Annotated in this window: 12 protein-coding genes and 1 tRNA gene; 4 read left to right on the top strand and 9 right to left on the bottom strand. The window is 48.4% G+C overall.

What is annotated here, in order from left to right:
- Positions 1 to 524: 524 nt before the first annotated feature.
- On the top strand, positions 525 to 2360 hold the full coding sequence (locus tag ACO0K3_RS08935; RefSeq protein WP_422983782.1) for an AMP-dependent synthetase/ligase: 1836 nt from the start codon (positions 525 to 527) through the stop codon (positions 2358 to 2360).
- 212 nt (positions 2361 to 2572) lie between these two features.
- Here the strand turns inward: ACO0K3_RS08935 and ACO0K3_RS08930 are convergent, their stop codons facing one another.
- From ACO0K3_RS08930 to ACO0K3_RS08920, 3 genes are all read right to left on the bottom strand, one after another.
- Positions 2573 to 2830, bottom strand: a complete 258-nt coding sequence (locus ACO0K3_RS08930; RefSeq protein WP_422983780.1) for a hypothetical protein — start codon at positions 2828 to 2830, stop codon at positions 2573 to 2575.
- 260 nt (positions 2831 to 3090) lie between these two features.
- Positions 3091 to 3603: a hypothetical protein gene (locus ACO0K3_RS08925; RefSeq protein WP_422983778.1), complete on the bottom strand. Its 513-nt coding sequence runs from the start codon at positions 3601 to 3603 to the stop codon at positions 3091 to 3093.
- A gap of 524 nt (positions 3604 to 4127) precedes the next feature.
- Positions 4128 to 6128, bottom strand: a complete 2001-nt coding sequence (locus tag ACO0K3_RS08920) for a PatA/PatG family cyanobactin maturation protease (RefSeq protein WP_422983776.1) — start codon at positions 6126 to 6128, stop codon at positions 4128 to 4130.
- Positions 6129 to 6480: 352 nt separating this feature from the next.
- Here ACO0K3_RS08920 and ACO0K3_RS08915 point away from each other — a divergent pair, with 352 nt between their 5' ends.
- The gene (locus ACO0K3_RS08915) at positions 6481 to 8013 is read left to right on the top strand and encodes a sigma-54-dependent transcriptional regulator (protein WP_422983774.1); all 1533 of its coding nucleotides are present in this window, start codon (positions 6481 to 6483) and stop codon (positions 8011 to 8013) included.
- Between the two features lie 255 nt (positions 8014 to 8268).
- Here the strand turns inward: ACO0K3_RS08915 and ACO0K3_RS08910 are convergent, their stop codons facing one another.
- Positions 8269 to 8664: a hypothetical protein gene (locus ACO0K3_RS08910; RefSeq protein ID WP_422983772.1), complete on the bottom strand. Its 396-nt coding sequence runs from the start codon at positions 8662 to 8664 to the stop codon at positions 8269 to 8271.
- A gap of 27 nt (positions 8665 to 8691) precedes the next feature.
- Positions 8692 to 10884, bottom strand: a complete 2193-nt coding sequence (locus ACO0K3_RS08905; protein WP_422983770.1) for a protein kinase domain-containing protein — start codon at positions 10882 to 10884, stop codon at positions 8692 to 8694.
- Positions 10885 to 11280: 396 nt separating this feature from the next.
- Here ACO0K3_RS08905 and ACO0K3_RS08900 point away from each other — a divergent pair, with 396 nt between their 5' ends.
- Positions 11281 to 11706, top strand: a complete 426-nt coding sequence (locus tag ACO0K3_RS08900; RefSeq protein ID WP_422983768.1) for a DUF4148 domain-containing protein — start codon at positions 11281 to 11283, stop codon at positions 11704 to 11706.
- A 711-nt stretch (positions 11707 to 12417) separates the two neighbouring features.
- Complete coding sequence (locus ACO0K3_RS08895) at positions 12418 to 12744, top strand: hypothetical protein (RefSeq protein WP_422983766.1); 327 nt, start codon at positions 12418 to 12420, stop codon at positions 12742 to 12744.
- A gap of 108 nt (positions 12745 to 12852) precedes the next feature.
- On the opposite strand, the gene ACO0K3_RS08890 is transcribed toward ACO0K3_RS08895, so the two are convergent.
- From ACO0K3_RS08890 to serS, 4 genes are all read right to left on the bottom strand, one after another.
- Positions 12853 to 12942, bottom strand: a tRNA-Ser gene (locus ACO0K3_RS08890).
- A gap of 78 nt (positions 12943 to 13020) precedes the next feature.
- Positions 13021 to 14265, bottom strand: coding sequence for a hypothetical protein (locus ACO0K3_RS08885; protein WP_422983764.1), 1245 nt, complete (start codon positions 14263 to 14265; stop codon positions 13021 to 13023).
- A gap of 179 nt (positions 14266 to 14444) precedes the next feature.
- Positions 14445 to 15332: a hypothetical protein gene (locus ACO0K3_RS08880; protein WP_422983762.1), complete on the bottom strand. Its 888-nt coding sequence runs from the start codon at positions 15330 to 15332 to the stop codon at positions 14445 to 14447.
- Positions 15333 to 15838: 506 nt separating this feature from the next.
- Positions 15839 to 17137 (bottom strand): serine--tRNA ligase, encoded by a 1299-nt coding sequence (serS, locus tag ACO0K3_RS08875; RefSeq protein ID WP_422983760.1) that lies wholly within the window; start codon positions 17135 to 17137, stop codon positions 15839 to 15841.
- Positions 17138 to 17394: the final 257 nt, after the last annotated feature.

Raw genomic sequence — 17394 nt, 5'->3', positions numbered from 1 at the left:
TCTCCGTTAGAAATGGGGTAGTGCTTTCGTTTGATATCGGTCGTTTAGCAGGCGAAAACAAATAAACACCGCGCGTACACGCACACAGTATGCAGTGACCCGTATAGGCAGCCTTAAACGAGTAGTGTTGCGGCATAAATCGAACCCAGATTGTTGCCTCAAGGAGGACGAAAGTCTAGTCGGAACTGCTGGAAATCAGGCCGGAGTAAATAAAAACCATAATGTTTCGCGCCGAGCCCTTTCCACCAACGATAATTTTATTAAATCTGATAAATCTTTTTAATCTATGGTGAATTTATTGTAAATCCATCGTAACTCTGTCCTGAATCTGTTCCTATTAAGGCACTGCAAAAAAATCCAACCCACCAGTTCTGCCAGCATTTCATTTAATTACGCACAATACCGATGCAGAGCGAACTGGTAAAGTAACGAATTATGAGCGGTGTAACACCCTGCAAGCGATACACGTTCTCGCTATTACGTCGCTGTTACGTCCCAATTCAATTCATTTTTCTGACAAACCTATGTCAAACTCAAATTTACATATGCAAAATACTCAGTTTTCTGAGCTTCAGACCTTGCCAGCATTATTTTCATGGCGCGTACAACAAACACCTGATGCTGAAGCGTATCGACAATACGATGAGGCCAATGCGCAATGGCAGAGCTATTCATGGCAACAAACCAGTGAGCGCGTAACCGGGTTTGTTAAAGCGCTCTCCGGATTAAACCTAGTATCCGGATCTCGTATAGCGATCTTGCTACCGAACGGCCTGCATGCCGTCTGCATAGATCAGGCTAGTCTTGCGCTTGCGTATGTGCCTGTACCTATGCATGCGCTTGATAACCCCGCCAGTATTGCTTACATTCTGAGCGATAGCGACGCCTCTTTTTTGATTGCCGCAAGCGATCGGCAGTGGGCAGATATTGCTTCAGCAGGTCTCGATTTACCTGCATTGCGCCAGGTCGTCGTCCTCGAAAAATCGTCGATACCTGTCGTCATGTCCTCAGTTCCCGTAACAAGCTTAGACGAATGGCTGGCATCCGGCAGCAATAACACCGCTTTAGTGCAAACGCCGGTGGCGAATGAGCTTGCCGCACTTGTGTACACATCCGGCACCACAGGTAAGCCCAAAGGCGTGATGCTGACCCACACAAACGTGATGTCAAATGTCAAAGCTGTCGTACAGCGTGTAGCGCCGGTCATCACCGATGTTTTCCTCTCCTTTTTGCCGCTCTCTCACACCTTTGAGCGAACAGCAGGTTACTACCTACCCATCGCTGCCGGCGCCTGTGTAGCATTTTCGCGTTCGACCAAACAACTGCCACAGGACTTGCTTGAAGTACGTCCGACTATCCTGATTTCCGTACCGAGAATTTACGAACGTGTCTTCAGTGCGATACAAAATAAACTCGCTTTATCAAAGCTACAATCCTGGTTATTCAATACCGCAATGAGTGTAGGCTGGCGCAGATTTTGTCGCACTCAGGGCCGCTTATCGGATGGTTCGCTCAACGCCGCGATCGATGCCTCTGCCTGGATCATCTTCGACAAATTAATTGCGCAAAAATTACAAATGCAGTTCGGTGGGCGCCTACGGGTTGCCGTCAGCGGCGGTGCTGCATTATCATCGGCGATCTCACATTGCTTCCTCGGACTGGGCATTCCGATTGTTCAAGGATATGGCATGACTGAGACTGCACCGGTAGTTGCGTTTAATGCCCCTGACGACAACGACCCGGCAACAGTTGGACGCCCCGTTGCGGAGGTAGAAGTCAGAATCGGTGACAACGCCGAGCTTTTGGTAAGGGGTCCTAATGTCATGCGTGGTTACTGGAAGCGTGATGAAGACACCGCAAAAACCTTCATCGATGGCTGGCTGCGTACAGGGGATCAGGCAGCCATCGAGTCCGGCCGGGTACGCATTTTAGGACGCGTGAAAGAAATCATCGTGACTTCTACTGGCGAAAAAATCGCTCCGGTCGATCTGGAGCTGGCGATCACCAACGACTCTGTATTTGAGCAAGCTTATGCCTTTGGAGAAAATCATCCCTTCATCAGTTGCGCCGTCGTTCTGAATCGACGTTACTGGATCGAATTAGCAAACTCGTCAGGCCTAAATCCTGACGACAGCGAGAGCCTACGATCACCTAAGGCTATTGATGCCGTACTCAAGCGCATACGTGGATTGACAGAGTCCTTCCCTTACTATGCTCAACCCAAAGCAGTCATCCTTAGTCTGGAACCATGGACAATAGAAAACACCCTGATCACGCCAACGCTCAAACTAAAACGTAATAACCTGGCGAGTCATTTTGAGGAAAGTATCAAAGATATTTACTCACGCAAACCAAAGTAAACAATGCCCCCGCACACCAAGAGAATCATCAGCACAATTAGGGTAGTCGCTAAAACTCAAAAGCGAGTTAACGCAGATGGCTTTCGATCATAATTTGTATCTCAGTCATTGAGGCTATATAGACGCATATAAGCGCATTTACGAATCGGTTTGTTCAATGGCATCAAGTACTTCCAGTTGTTCTGTTCACTCCGGATGTACTTGATGTTTTCTCAATGACAGATTGCGAACGCTCCGGCAGCATTTTGCCAGTGTGTCGACGTACGCAGAGCGCAACAAGCTGCACAATTAAAAGCAGTTGGTCCACCGATTGGGCCGTTCTGATCGAAGCATTGTCCCTGACCGACGGCACCAGGACCACATGCCGCTGCCAGAATACCGCCATAACCATCAGCACCAATCATATTTTTTACACTGGCAACGCCAGTTGAGCGTTGTACTGGCAATGCTTGAGTTGGTAAATTTTTCATTTCAATTCTCTTTTCTGTTTGACCGTCTTGCGTGACGAAAAAAAATGTTGTGCTTACCCGAAAAAAAAGAAAAAAGCTTCCTGCCAACGATTTTTGGATAACCATTTTCATAAAAATACAGGAAGTATTTGATACGCTTTAATCATCTCGGTTTATCGTAAAGACGACTGGTCAGCACATTGACTACCTATTGACTACCTATTGACTAGACTCGATTCCTAGGAAGAAATTTATCTTTCAAAGGATTATATGTGTCGTCATCAGTTAAGTCCCAGAACCGCAGAAAAAGCGTAAATCACACCGGTAGCATTGCTTGGCGGACCAATGACAACCGCAGTCGTGTAAGCAACACCCCAGTATATTTTTTCGCTACCTGCCAGAGAGGTTTGTCCATAAAAATATCCTGTCTGACCTCCGTTAGCGGCAATCTCGGTAGTAATTTCATTCCCCATCTGCATCAGGAGATCGCTGTTATACGGAAGCTGCCAGCTATTAAAATCCGTAGTAATTTGGTTCACCAGACATACGGGTGCAGTACCGGCAACGTTACTACTCCAGGGCTCCATAATGCCGTCATCCACTTGATTCGGCTCGGATGCAGGATAACTTGCAGGCCATTTGGACATCAGATTAGCAATCAATGCTTTTTCGATGGCAGCGACACCATTCGCTACGCTAGTACCTGCTGGAATAGTCCCCATTCCTAAAGAGGTATAGGCGTCTTGAAAATTGATAATGTTAACGTTGATATTGGTTGTTTGAACGGTTGACATAATTTAACCTCATAAAATATTGTGATTTCTGCTTATTCAGTTTTTATTGGCAATGCAAAATGAGGAAAGGGTAAAAAGCGAATTCGCTTCTCATACTGACTTAGTTCAGCATCGCCAAAGTTGATACTAAAAACGCGACATTTTTAGCAAACTGTCGCTGCGCAGCCAGCCATACAAATGGTTTGTGCTAAACCGCTTAAGAGGCTGCAGCCTGTTTGGCAAATAGTGCAGGCGATGCCCGAAGGAGCGACGCTTTGACTGATACTCGATGTGCTGATAGAACGTTGCACAGGCAATGCTTGAAGTGGCAGATTTTTCATTTCAGTTCTCTTTCGAATATAGCCGCTGCGGGAGACGGCAATTGATGTGAATGTACCAACCGGTACGATAGAGATCGCTTCCCGCTAACGACCGTTTGCAGACATACGTGAGTACATTTTTTAATGTCAATTCACGCACATCAACAATTCGATAATTCGATAAGAAGTTGAGGTAACCCAATGAAGCGGGCTAGCTCGCTTATGTCAGCGTTCGGACCAGTGACGTATAGTGCCGACAGTCACTGGAATGACATCGCTGACGTCGACACCGAAACGCATCGCTACGCGAGCAACGTTCATGTTGGCGGGAGTAAAAAATCTCATGACAATGTCGTAGCACTCTGAACCTGGCCGACAGATAGGACTTTTTTCAACCGTGATGGCATCCAATTCCATGTCACCGGTTTTTTCGAATACCAAAGCGGCTTGTATCGCATTTGTCGCAGCATAATTTAAGGCGCGGTCGGCACCGCTTATACCCAAATTGCGATAGCTGTAATAAATACGGTTCAGGTAATCTGTCATTCGTGTGACATCGACCTGATATTTTGTGAACGCGACATCTCCTGCTGCGGGCGAGGCGCCAAAAACCATTTGGCACAGTTCATCGATATTCCAGCTAAAAATGCCACGCACGGCGGGCTCAATTAAAGGAACGACTTGGCCGGACATCAGTTTCACGCTACCAAGAACAACGCCTGGAAAAGAATTCATCAAGATGTTTTTGAGCGGACCGATCGTGCCAGTCAACGCATCGAATAATTTTTCATAAGCATCAAGTGCATAAGGTCCTGTCGGGACAATCGCATAAATTGGTGTGGCATCGAGACTGAGCGTCCAGATCAGAGACTGTTTGTAGTAAGGATTTTTAGCCAAAAAATCTAGTAATTGGTTGGGATCATTTGGATTATTTGCATTAGCAGGCATCGCTTGCGCAAACGAATCTCGTCGCGCCTCGGTTCCGAAGTCGATGCCAATTGTTCCCAAAGCGTAGACCAGGGCTGGGCCGGATTTAGTGGTGGCAGTGGTTCCGCCACAACCACAATCTGATGGCATCACTGACTGAATTGGCGTCAGGGAAGCCTGGCCGGGATTGAATGCCACCGCTGCAGATGACATCACCTCTGTGGCGACGATGTTTATTGGATTGTGGTATTCGGATGCAGCAACACTACTCAAGGTATCGCTTGCTTCAACCAAGTTTTCTTCAGACATAATAATTTTCCTCCTAAGGATAAGTTGTAATGCGCCAAGAACATGTAATGTCCCCGTCAAAAGGCGGCGACAGTCGATATCACCGTTAGTGTTGCAACGTATTGCGCTTTGCAAGAGTGCAGCGCAAACGCCACGGGGATCAGGGCGATCCCCATGTTGGGGTTGCCGGCTCAACAGCAGTGCTGCGACCGACGACACAATGGGTGTGGCAAAGCTAGTGCCACTTTTTAATCCGGTCCGACCGCCGGGCAATGCGCCCAGGATATTGGCACCGACAGCCATAATGCCGCGATGCTGATAGCCTTTAGCCCAGTTGCTAACGCTCATCGGTTTCCCTCTTTGATCTAATGCACCAACAACCAAAGTTGGTGATATAGATGCGGGGATATGCAGACATTCGCAACCATCATTACCGGCGGCGGCAACGAGTAAAACGTTTTTTTCTTTGCAAAGATTGATTGCATTTAGCAGTAGTGCATCCGCTTCTCCGGTGTCAGATAACTGACCGCCGCTGACATTGATAATGTGCGCGCCATGCTCAACCGCTTGTGTAATAGCGCGTGCCAAATCAATTTGACTGCAAGGCACAAGACCACCATTAGGCGCATCTGAAAAGATAGGTACAATCAAACCCCGGCAATGCGGGGCAAAACCAACGACCGGACTATCAGGCTGGCCAAAGATGATGCTGGCTGTATGCGTACCATGTTCCGATGCCAGAGTCGTATGACTAGAATCAGATGCCATGGTCTCGATGACTTCAAGATTGGCACCGGCAAAACAAGGATGCGTGAGATCGACGGAACCATCCAGTACCGCAACACAGATGTCAGATGTGCCTTTTGTCATTTGCCATATGACGTCGAAGCCGTGTAGTAAGCCGTGATTGCTGGTATTCGGCAACGGCGACAAGTGAGGGTTATTTTTATTCACTACGTGACTCCAGAGAAATTCATTCGACAAATTGGGCAGGCTTTGACCGAGGGTCATTTGCATTCCTGCTTTCCAGATGAACTACGTGCCTGAATCAAAAAATTGAGTCTTAGCCCGTACTTATCTGAAAACATTCCGTTGCTATTTTTTATAGCTATGTTTGCAAATCACATGCCAACAGATAAACACGGGTTTTTATGAATTTTTGGTCAATTTTGTGTAAGATGAGCAACTATTTACATGTCAATAGTGATTTTTTTACATGTAAATAATTCATTTGCATTTTTATCCTTGGTAAGCAAATTGGCGCACCGGCAGCGCCGGAAGCGCAAGGGCTAAATCGTGGAATAACTGGCTTGGCAGCATTGCAAAATCGTTTCATTACGTAGTATTGGTAACTAGCCCCCCTATGACAGACACCGATTTCACTCTCACCTCCCCTATGCAAGTCATTAGCAAAGGAGCTAATCCTTTATTGGGTCTGACCATCGTGTGGCATACGGATCAGAGTCGTATTGGCGAGCAATTTGTGGGTGGTAACAGTGCCGGACTTATTGAACTTAGTCGCTTCTTGCCCTTATTTTGTAAACCTGGCAAAGATGGTTTAGCGCTAGGACATAGCGGTGTCTCACGCGATCCCATCCGCATCGTGCGCGACAATACAAATGGCGTAGAGATACTCCTGCCGGCTAGCAGAATGGTGGTCGAGCTTAATGGCAGCGAAATCCATGAGACACGCTACCTGAGTGCAGAACATATAGCGGCAGGTCAGATTCTTGGACTAGGCAGAACCATCCTTGTGTGCTTACATTGGATGCGTTGTCTGCCCAAAAATAATCCTATCAGCGGTTTGCTCGGTGTCAGCAGCGCGGCGATCATGGCGCGCGACAAAATCCATCAGGTTGCTGCGACGGATGTCCCTGTTTTGCTATTGGGTGAAACAGGGACAGGTAAAGAAATCGCCGCGCGCGCAATTCATGCGCTCAGCAAACGCACATCGACAGATTTGGTGACGGTCAATATGGCGGCGCTGAATGAATCACTGGCAGCAGCAGATTTATTTGGCGCAGTAAAAGGGGCTTACACCGGAGCACAAACAACGCGTAAAGGCTTGTTTGCCGAAGCGGAGGGCGCAACTTTATTTCTTGATGAAATCGGCAATACACCATCCACGGTGCAGCCGATGTTGCTGAGAGTATTGGAAGGTGGCGATTACCGCCCATTGGGTGCGCATAAGGATCAACATTCAAGCGCGCGTATCATTGCCGCCACGGATCAAGATCTTGATAGCGGGTCTTTTAATCAAGCACTGTTACGACGGCTAGAAAGTTTTGTCATTCACCTGCCGCCCCTGCGTGCCAGACGTGAAGACATCGGCGTGTTGATTGTGCACCTGTTAAATTCCAGCGTGCCACTGCAAGTTGCAGACGCCGCCATCAGCTTACCAACATCCTTAATTACGCAACTGGCCAACTACGACTGGCCAGGCAATATACGCCAACTGGCCCATGTCCTGAAGCGCGCTGTCCTTGCCTTACAAATGGGTGAGGCCGTTAGTTTTGACAATTTAGTGAGGGCACAATCAGAGCGCAGCCGTAGCGATAGCCGCGAATTAAAATCAGAGCCGGCACCCCCGATGCCGGCATCCAAAGCACATCATAAAAAACCGGCCGAACTCGGTGAGCAAACGATTTTGGCTGCGATGGAACATAACGATTGGCGCATCAAGGCCGCAGCACAAGAGTTAGGAATTTCGCGTCCTTCAATGTACAAACTGCTTGAAACACACACGCAGATCAGACGAGCTGAACAAATTCCGGAAGAAGAGATACGCCAGGCGCTGGAGACCAACGCTGGCGTTGTAGAACGCTGTGCATCAATGCTAAGAACACCGAGTGAAGCTTTACGGCGTCATTTGCGCGGACTTGGCTTATTGGAGTAAAGCCACCTGATCCCGTTTGATCCGCCATTCAAGACTGTCAGTCACCTTCAAAAAGTACCTTTCTCAGATAACACTTAACTGCGCCTGACAGCATAGTGAATGAGACGACTTCATTTTTCATACGTGGCTTTATTGAACCAGAATTGTGTCACTTGTCACGTATATGACTAATGTGTGTGACGCCTAATTTCATTACCCCATTCTGACAAGTTTCGAATGAATTAGCAGCGCTGAACATGAATGACTTCAACAAGTTTATGCCCGGATACCAGAACCAACCTCACATTCGGGATCGACCAGGAAAGGCATTTTCACTAGCAATCCAGTAGTGATGATTGCATCGTAGGTGCCAGCGATGGTAAAGGTCCAAAAACCCAAACGTTTACCTATGGTGACCACTTGCCCATTCTCCAGGTTGATACTCCATTGGTCGTCTTTAAACGGTGCCGGTTCCTCGCTAGCTTCCAGAGGACGTGCATAGAGCTTGCACGCTTGAGTATTACGTCCGATAAATTCAAATTGCAAGCTATCACCCGGATTAAACAAAGGAGGCATGGTGTTCGCCGGCAAATGAAAATCACCGCTAATCACCTGATAGGGTGGCGTAGGGCCGCCAATAGATAAGTCGACTAAAAAACGATATGCAATCATGATAAAGTCCCAAAAAAATGCCTGCGATTAAAAATAAGAGGGATCGCGTCTGAGCTCTATCAGATCAGGCTCGGCCTCAATTAACTTGGCTGGATAGCCAAGAGACTTTGCCCTGGCAATTTCTGCCAAAGCTAGTTTTCTGTTTCCCAGCAATTCATATGCCAGCCCTGCCCGGAAGTGTACGTCGGCACTTTTCGGCGCTAGTTGCACTGCACGTCGCATCAATTCTTCAGACTTTAATTTATCGCCCACTCTGGCCGAATACAAACCCATCCGTGACACCAAGGTCACATCATTGGGTGCGCGCTCCAAACGCGGCATCAGTAATTCTCTGGCTTTGTTATAAGCATTACGCGCTTGCTCAGTCCGACCGGGGATCCACAATAGGGTATCGGCCAGATTAGCCCAGCCTACATATTTTTCCGGATTTCCTTTGTCGGGTGACACCGCATTTTCAAACGCAGTAGCGGCTGCGAGATAATCGCCACGTACAAACAAGGCATTGCCTAAATTGGTATAAAGCCGGGCACTAGGACGTATTTGCAAACCTTGTTGCAAGACCTGTAAAGCTTCCTCAGTACGATTCAGCCGTAATAATGTCGCGTTGAGATTAGCGTAAGCAAAGACTGCATCCGGCTGTATCTGTATGCTGAGCCGGAAGGCCTGTTCCGCAGCGGCATACTCACCCTCTTCGTAATACATAGCGCCTAACTCATCTGCAAAGACTCGCTCTTGCGGAAACTGCTGCAAGCCCAGCCTCGCAATCGTTTTGGCTTGTTCGAAGCGACGTAATTTTGTCAGTGCTGCCGTTTTACCATACCATGCAAATATATTTTCCGGATCCAGGGCTAGCGCCCGTTCTATCACGGAGAGTGCGAGTTCACTGTTCCCTTGGTTATTCAGCACCCAAGCCTTAGCAATCTGACTTAATGCCAACTGGTCATTCAATTTCAGAGCCTGCTGCGCACTTGCATCAGCCTTCTGCATCCAGATCTCATCCTGCCCGTCGCTCAGATACCGAAAACTGTACACCATGGATAGACCTGCCACCGCTGCTGCGTTATCCGGGCTGTGTTCCAGTATGGTGGTGAAGCTCTTGCTGGCAGCATCCAGGCTGCCCGGTCTGTCAAAAAGCCGGAGTGCGGCCAAACCATTCTTCATCTCCAGCGCTTGTGAATAAGGTATCAGCGAACTTTGTAAAGTCGCTATATAAGGGGTAAGTTGCCATATACCGGTAACAAGCAAGAGAGAGATCAACATTGCGCCGAAAACGATGCGCTGTTTTTTAATCAGTCGCTGCAACCGATGCACTAGCCGTGTAGCACGTCCGGGTATCAGCAACTTATCTGACGAACCGAGGGCAGCTATCTGAATGCAAACTTCTTGCATGCTATGCAGCCTATGCCCGTGTTGGCGTGCTGTCATTGCACGGATCAGCTTAACCAGTGCGGGAGAAATGGTGTCAGGATAATTCCAGCTATCGGATGACGACTGCATATGCACCGCTGCCAGTGCCAGGCCGCTTAGTGCTGCGTAAGGACGCGCGCCTGTCAGTAGCTCATACAAAATGGCACCCAGCGCATAGATGTCCGATTGCGGAGCTGGCTGCGCGCCTAGCAAGCGTTCCGGTGCCATATAGGCGATGGTGCCTTGCGGATCAAGTTGATTGAGCGAGCTAGTGGCTTGTGGATCGGTTTTGCTGGCCAGACCGAAGTCGAGGATACGCACCTTGCCTGAAGGTTCAATGATGAGATTTGAGGGTTTTAAATCACCATGAATCAACCCCGAGGCGTGCGCTTCTTGCATGGCCTCAGCAATCTGGCGTACCAATTCCAATGCAGCCGGTTGATCCTGTAATTGACGCCCGCCTTGTGTCTGCACCCATTCCTTGAGCGTGATACCTGGTACCAGCTCCATGACAATGGACTGGCTGTCACCGTCTTCTTCTATTGCATGAATTTTGACAAAAGCAGCATGCTGTAACGAAGCCGCTAAACGCGCCTCTTTGATCAAACCTTCAGGATGCTGATCCGTTGACAGGTTTTTTAACCGCTTGATTGCGACACTACGACAGAGTTTGCTATCCCAGGCTTCATAAACCTCACCGAAGCCGCCCTCCCCGAGACAAGCACGAATCTCGTAATGACTCAGGCGTATCAAACCGGTTGAAGTGACGCCTGACGCCTTGCCAGGCTCAAGCTGGAATTTCGATGCAGTCATTGCCGACCATGTCCCTATGTTCTGAATATAAAAAATTTTCAGTCTTATTTGAACCACTCCCAGCGCTACAAGGGCAATCGCCGATTTGTACAAAACCAAACATTGCCAATACTCAACTTATTGCCTATTTTACACGTCATTGGCATAACAAAAGTAGAAAATGAGACAATTTAATTCATCCAAGCCAATACGTTTTTTAGCCTCCTCAAAACGCAAAAATCATAGCAACCACTTGCTTAACAGAGAATAAGGCAGTGAGCAGAATTTTCTCTTCTGTGGCACAGCGCACATAAATCAATACAAAAACCAGATATAAATAATAGGTCGCTTAAATAAAGTCAGCCACTCAGGAAATCACTGTTTTGTCGTAGTCCACAACCATCCAGGAAGAAAAAAATGAATAAAACTATTTTTGTATTAGCGCTCCCACTCGCTATTTTTGTATCGGCAGTATCAGCACAAACTGCCCCCGCAAGTGTGGCAACGGCATCAACAGGAAAGACCAAAGCCGAAGTCAAAGAAGAAATCAAAGCAGCAAGAAAATCTGGAGAATTGAATAAGAACCAAGACTTGGATCCGATTCCAGGTAAAGCAGATAAAACTACGGGGAGAACACGTGCAGAGGTGAAAGCAGAAGCTCGCACTGCGGTGAAGAGTGGCACAGCGACCAAGAATCTGGATCTCGATCCGATTCCAATGAAAACGGATAAAAATACCGGAAAAACACGTGCCGAAGTAACAGCAGAAACGAAGGCCGCAGGAAAAGCAGGAGAATTAAATAAGAATCTTGATTTGCCCGATACACCGCAAAAGGCAAAATAAATTCAAATTTTGAATGGATTTTTTTATTTATATACTCGCTGTAGTTCTGCCAATTTAGTTGAATGACAAAAAATAAATTAACCTAGCACCAGGGACACACTTGCACCAACTATCTTGCGACCACGAAGAATCTGAGGCCTAGGAACGCCTCAGAGGATCAACCACTTGTCAACAGACGTTAACGGTCAATAAAAGTCCAGGTATCCGCTCCGTCGAAGTAGCGCACTTGGACCGACTCTTGCAGGTGAGGTGTAAAATTGCTTAAGTTCACACCATGCCTATCCCCTAGCTTCCCTTCAATAGGCTCCCAATGCGTTGGACATCCGCAGGTTTTGCATCGGACGGTTCTCAGGGTCTTGTCTCCCCAGACGTAGTCGGTTGTATTTTCAGGATGACCCACAATTTGTACCGTGCCGAACGGATAGTACGCCCACAGACCGCCTAGGCGTCGGCATAAAGAACAGTTGCATTTTATTGCCGTCTCCGGCATTGAAGGTAAGGTAAGGTCAGGCGCACAGCACCGCAGTGACAAGAACCTTGCAGGATTGATGTTTCTTCAGTCATGTATAACTCCTGATTCAATGAAATTGACTAACAAAGTCATCAGCATACGAATAGGACACCACTAAGGATCTGTAATTCTCACGGTCATCCTTGAACAACATCGTATGATAAACATGACGGCCGAACTTAGACAAAAGAATATACACCTTGAGCGACGAACAACGCACTAGCAGGCAACATCCCCTGGATGTGGCGAAGCTAATCCGCATGCTCAACTTCTCCGACTATGCCATTTTGGGGTTAGTGAGAAACAAGCCAAAATTATCAGAGAAAAATAAAGCCTTACAAAATGTCTATATTGCAGCAAAGTTGAATGGGACCTTAGAGACACGAGGCAAATATACGTTACGAATGGGGTATAGCGCTGCCAGTAAAATGATTAATGCGGGGTTATTTATCTACATTAGCTGGAGTGCTCGGTCACAAAAGCGTACGGTCTACAAAGCGATACAGCGATCTGCCGACGGAGCCTGATAAAGGTAATTTACAACGTCTGGAACGAATGGCAGATTTCTACCAGAGGAAAACAAAAAAGACCGCATTTAGCGATCTTCTTAAATCTGCGGAAACCCGCATGAATACTGGCGGAGAGGGGGGGATTCGAACCCCCGATACGTTTGCACGTACGCCTGATTTCGAGTCAGGTACATTCAACCACTCTGCCACCTCTCCGTTTTACTTTGATGGTCAAAAGTAAGCATGCGATTATAGCAAAGAAACTTTGGTTTTAATAGTTCGGTCGCGCTTTGCTTAGCGTTTCGCGTCCAGTGCAACGGTGCAATCGCTGCGTGGCAATGCGGCTTTTGTCATTGCGGGGTTCATTTCCAGCATGGCGGTTTGTGCCTGATCCAGATCCTTAGTAAATTCAGTCAGATAGCGGGAGCGCTCCTGGCTTTGCCACTCGGCGTCGGAGAAGGCTTTTGTGCTGTAGGTCTTGGAGGTGTATGCCGGACCGATGATGCGTGACATCAGGGCGCGGTCGGGGTCGGCGTTCTCCTTGAGTAGATACGCGTCAATATCCCTGAGAGTGAGAGGAAAAGTTGGCTCCTGATCTCGCATTAATTTACCAAAGACGGTGAGCTTCACTTCGGTGACACCTTGCGGCAAAACGTCGTTGAAAGTGGCCAGGGCATATGGTTTTCCTTTAGCATCATCGATTCTGCCGCTGACGACATAGCGTCCGGCCTGGCGGATATCGGCTTTCATATAAAAATTAAGGGAGCCCTGCTCTACGGCTTCGCGAATAGACCCGGCCCAGGTAGCGGGAATTTCTGGTGAATAGATCACGTCGAAGAATACGAGGCCTGCACGGTCACCGACGTTATATTTCACCTCTAGCCTGATCGTGCCATTGAATTGTGCAAAGCCTGTCATGGCAGGCGACAAGGTGCCTGTGTAGGTGTTATCACCGGGAACCAGGTCGCCGTTATTGCCATCATCACTAAAGCTGACCGGTACTTGCGGCGCTTCCCTGCTACCCTGAAAAGCCAGCCCGCGAGCCACGGCGCGCGTGACAAAAATCGGTAACATCTTTCCGTCTTCATCGCTGGCTTTGAGTGAGAAAACCACGCTCTCACGGCTGGCTAAAAAAATGTGGGATTGCGATGTCTGGATCTGAACATGCTTGTCGGCCTGACCGTTTTCTTTACGCATTGCATGTCGTTCTTCGACAGGCTGATTAGGATAGACCTGATCAGGATGCTCGGCGATTGGCCGGGATTCTTGCGGGTACTGACTGCCTTTACGATAGCTGCACAAAGTATGGTCTGCCAGCTCTACTTGTTTTGCTAGTGCGGCCAGACGTTGCTCGCGCTCTGCCGCGGATATCAGTTGACCGCTGTCGCCCTTCCCTTCTGGCATGTTTAAGAAGGTGGAACTGGCTTGTTTGGGCGCAGTGCTAGCGAGACTCGACTCCATGCCGGCAGAAAACCACCAGACGCCTGCCAGCACCAGTAGGGTCAGTGCAATCAATGATGAACGCCAATGACGTGCCATCCAGGGACGCTTGTCAGTGAATGGTTCAAGAGCGGCTCCGTGCTTTGATGTTGATCCTTGCTTAGATCCTTGTTTTGATCTCTGCCCGGAGCCGTTTTTTTTAGATCGCATGATGTCAATCGCGTTTATTTCAATCGAATTTAATCAAGTCTCATCAAATAGATTACGTGTCGCTTGGTTTAAATCGCAGTGCTGACCATCGCCGTTCGTACTACGGAGATAATGCCTTGCCAGTTGCCGTTCGAGTAGTGGTTATAGGCCTCTGCATCATCGCGGAAGGTAACCGAGTGATAGCTCCACTTGGTGCTGCCGCCTTCGTTCGCTGCAGTACCCATCGTTAAATCATTGCAAAACCAGTCGCTAGGATTGCAGAACGCGGCACCGGAAGAGCCGGATACACCGCCAGAGCTATGATAGGCCACCGCCTCATCGTCCTGACCTGGCAAGATGCCAGAATAAACAGTACCTTTAGCACCGGCGTACATGTAGAACCAAACGTTACGGGTTTCATTATGGTTGTACATGGCACGTGCTGTGGTAGTTTTCAGGTCTTTCACCAAAGGCTCTGACGTTGTCCAGGAGCCGGCATCAGATAACTCTGATCCGCCACCGGCACCGGATGCGGTACGCACCCATTTAATATTCCAGCCGACTTGGGTTCCGCTACCTGCATCACCGCACTGGCCTGATGAATTGGCCGTGGCATTTTTGACGGTCCGGGTTGATCCGCCATAATTCGCCATGGTGTAACCCATCATCAAATCACCGGCACTGTGCGTCGCGACATAGCACCAGTTAGAACCAGTACAGAAGCAATCGAGCGCATCGCGGATTTTGCCGTTCTGGGAAGAGATACTGTTGTAGCCGTCCCAGTTAACCGATTTTTTGTTGATACCCGCTGCCGTGGATGATGGGCCCCAGTATGTGAAGCTGTTGTAATCGCCGACCACACCACCACCGGTACGACCATTCACCCATAAGGTGTAGTTGGTCGCACTGGCAATGCTGGACATCGCACTCAACGACAGAAATAACACTGCCGCAAATAATTTACATAATTTCGCCATTTACATCCCCTCGAATAAAACATGGACAAGTAAAACCACTTGAAGTAAATCCACCTAAGAACCATGACGCAGAAACGGGAACAAATTAATCAGCGAAGTTGAGATGCACATCAGCTGACCGGAGCGCAGTATCTGAATGAGCAGACGTCATTGTCAATTTGCAACGCAACAAAATATGAGGTAAAAAAACGACGCTTCTTCATTGGTGCGCATAGGCAAACGGCTTAATAAAAACATCATTAGTATAAAAACTCTAATGCCCGTAGCAAGGTCTGTTCACATGGAATTAATCGACTATTCAAGGGGCCCCTTTCAGTAAAAATACGTTCAACCCGCATCAGAAATATGCTGGAGTGACGAAAAAAAAGAGCCTGGATGATTGCGCATCCAGGCTCTTTTTTTGAGAAATTTTATGACTGCTGATTGAACATTAATGGACTATCTATTGAGCGCTTATTGAGCGCTCATTACATGCCATTACGCACAGTCATTCGTACTAATCTGCTTTATTTTTCTGCGGGCAATAAAGCCTCTACGCCTCCCATATATGGACGCAGTGCCTCCGGTATCACCACACTGCCATCCGCTTGCTGATAGTTCTCCAGCACCGCAACCAGCGTACGGCCAACCGCCAGGGCTGAACCGTTCAGCGTGTGTACGAGTTCGGGCTTGCCCTGGGCGTTGCGGAAGCGCGCTTGCATACGGCGTGCCTGGAAAGCACCCATGTTCGAAATCGATGAAATCTCGCGATACGTATTTTGTGCGGGCAACCAGACTTCCAGATCATAGGTTTTGGTCGAACCAAATCCCATGTCGCCAGTGCACAGGCTCATCACTCGGTAAGGCAGGCCAAGTTTTTTCAGGATGGCTTCGGCATGACCCACCATGTCTTCCAGCGCTTCCGCCGATTTTTCAGGATGGGCGATCTGTACCAATTCGACTTTATCAAACTGATGCTGACGAATCATGCCGCGCGTATCGCGCCCCGCACTGCCGGCCTCGGAACGGAAGCATGGTGTGTGCGCCGTCATTTTGATGGGCAAACTTTCCAGGCTAACGATCTCATCGCGCACGGTATTGGTCAGTGACACTTCGGCCGTCGGGATTAGATACAGCGTCTCGCCCTCGCCTTCTTGCCCGCCTTTTTTAACTGCGAATAAATCTGCTTCGAACTTAGGCAACTGGCCGGTACCGCGCATGGAGTCTGCGTTCACGATATACGGTGTGTAGCATTCTGTATAACCGTGCTCCAGTGTTTGGGTGTCGAGCATAAACTGCGTCAGTGCGCGATGTAAGCGAGCGATACCGCCTTTTAGCAGGGCGAAGCGAGAGCCCGTCAACTTAACCGCCACTTCAAAATCCAGGCCAAGGCCAGCGCCGATATCGACGTGATCCTTGACGGCGAAATTAAATGCTGGCGGCGTACCGACTTTACGGACTTCGACGTTACCGGTTTCATCTTCGCCGACAGCCACGGACTCATCTGGGAGATTCGGAATCGTCAACATGAACTCGCTCATGGACGCTTGTACTTCACCCAGACGTACTTCAGAGGCTTTTAACTCATCAGCGATACTATTAACCTCGGTCATCTGCGCTGAGGCATCTTCGCCTTTACCTTTGAGCATACCAATCTGTTTAGACAGCGAATTACGCTTGCCCTGCAATTCTTCGGTACGCGTCTGTATCTGCTTGCGCTCAGCTTCGAGGGCATTAAAAGTCGCTACATCCAGTTGAAACTTGCGCGTCGCCAGACGGGCGGCAACGGTGTCGATGTCTTTGCGTAGGAGTTGAATGTCGATCATGGAATGCTTAAGCCAGGTTAGGAGGTAGATGCAAAAATAATGCAAAGATAATTAGCCGCATATTGTACCAAGGCGGGCTTGATTCCCCAAACTTCCACCGTTACCTCGAGGATCATTCATATTCTTAGCACCCGACTATCGGCATAAGAAATCAGGCAGTCAAGCAGCGAAAGATTCAATACCAATGAATACCGACCATCGTAAAAATACAGCAAGTATCGAAATACGACACCTCAAGGTGATGAAAGCGCCGCTAC

The sequence above is a fragment of the Undibacterium sp. Rencai35W genome, assembly GCF_049340185.1.
GTDB lineage: Bacteria > Pseudomonadota > Gammaproteobacteria > Burkholderiales > Burkholderiaceae_D > Undibacterium.
The sequence above is the reverse complement of the archived record's forward strand: the minus strand, read 5'-3'. Positions and strand labels throughout refer to the sequence as shown.

What these genes read in the sequence shown, in the direction of transcription:
- ACO0K3_RS08935 (WP_422983782.1), top strand. Translation starts at nt 525, where the DNA reads ATGTCAAACTCAAATTTACATATGCAAAATACTCAGTTTTCTGAGCTT.
- ACO0K3_RS08930 (WP_422983780.1), bottom strand. Translation starts at nt 2,830, where the DNA reads ATGAAAAATTTACCAACTCAAGCATTGCCAGTACAACGCTCAACTGGC.
- ACO0K3_RS08925 (WP_422983778.1), bottom strand. Translation starts at nt 3,603, where the DNA reads ATGTCAACCGTTCAAACAACCAATATCAACGTTAACATTATCAATTTT.
- ACO0K3_RS08920 (WP_422983776.1), bottom strand. Translation starts at nt 6,128, where the DNA reads ATGACCCTCGGTCAAAGCCTGCCCAATTTGTCGAATGAATTTCTCTGG.
- ACO0K3_RS08915 (WP_422983774.1), top strand. Translation starts at nt 6,481, where the DNA reads ATGACAGACACCGATTTCACTCTCACCTCCCCTATGCAAGTCATTAGC.
- ACO0K3_RS08910 (WP_422983772.1), bottom strand. Translation starts at nt 8,664, where the DNA reads ATGATTGCATATCGTTTTTTAGTCGACTTATCTATTGGCGGCCCTACG.
- ACO0K3_RS08905 (WP_422983770.1), bottom strand. Translation starts at nt 10,884, where the DNA reads ATGACTGCATCGAAATTCCAGCTTGAGCCTGGCAAGGCGTCAGGCGTC.
- ACO0K3_RS08900 (WP_422983768.1), top strand. Translation starts at nt 11,281, where the DNA reads ATGAATAAAACTATTTTTGTATTAGCGCTCCCACTCGCTATTTTTGTA.
- ACO0K3_RS08885 (WP_422983764.1), bottom strand. Translation starts at nt 14,265, where the DNA reads ATGGCACGTCATTGGCGTTCATCATTGATTGCACTGACCCTACTGGTG.
- ACO0K3_RS08880 (WP_422983762.1), bottom strand. Translation starts at nt 15,332, where the DNA reads ATGGCGAAATTATGTAAATTATTTGCGGCAGTGTTATTTCTGTCGTTG.
- serS (WP_422983760.1), bottom strand. Translation starts at nt 17,137, where the DNA reads ATGATCGACATTCAACTCCTACGCAAAGACATCGACACCGTTGCCGCC.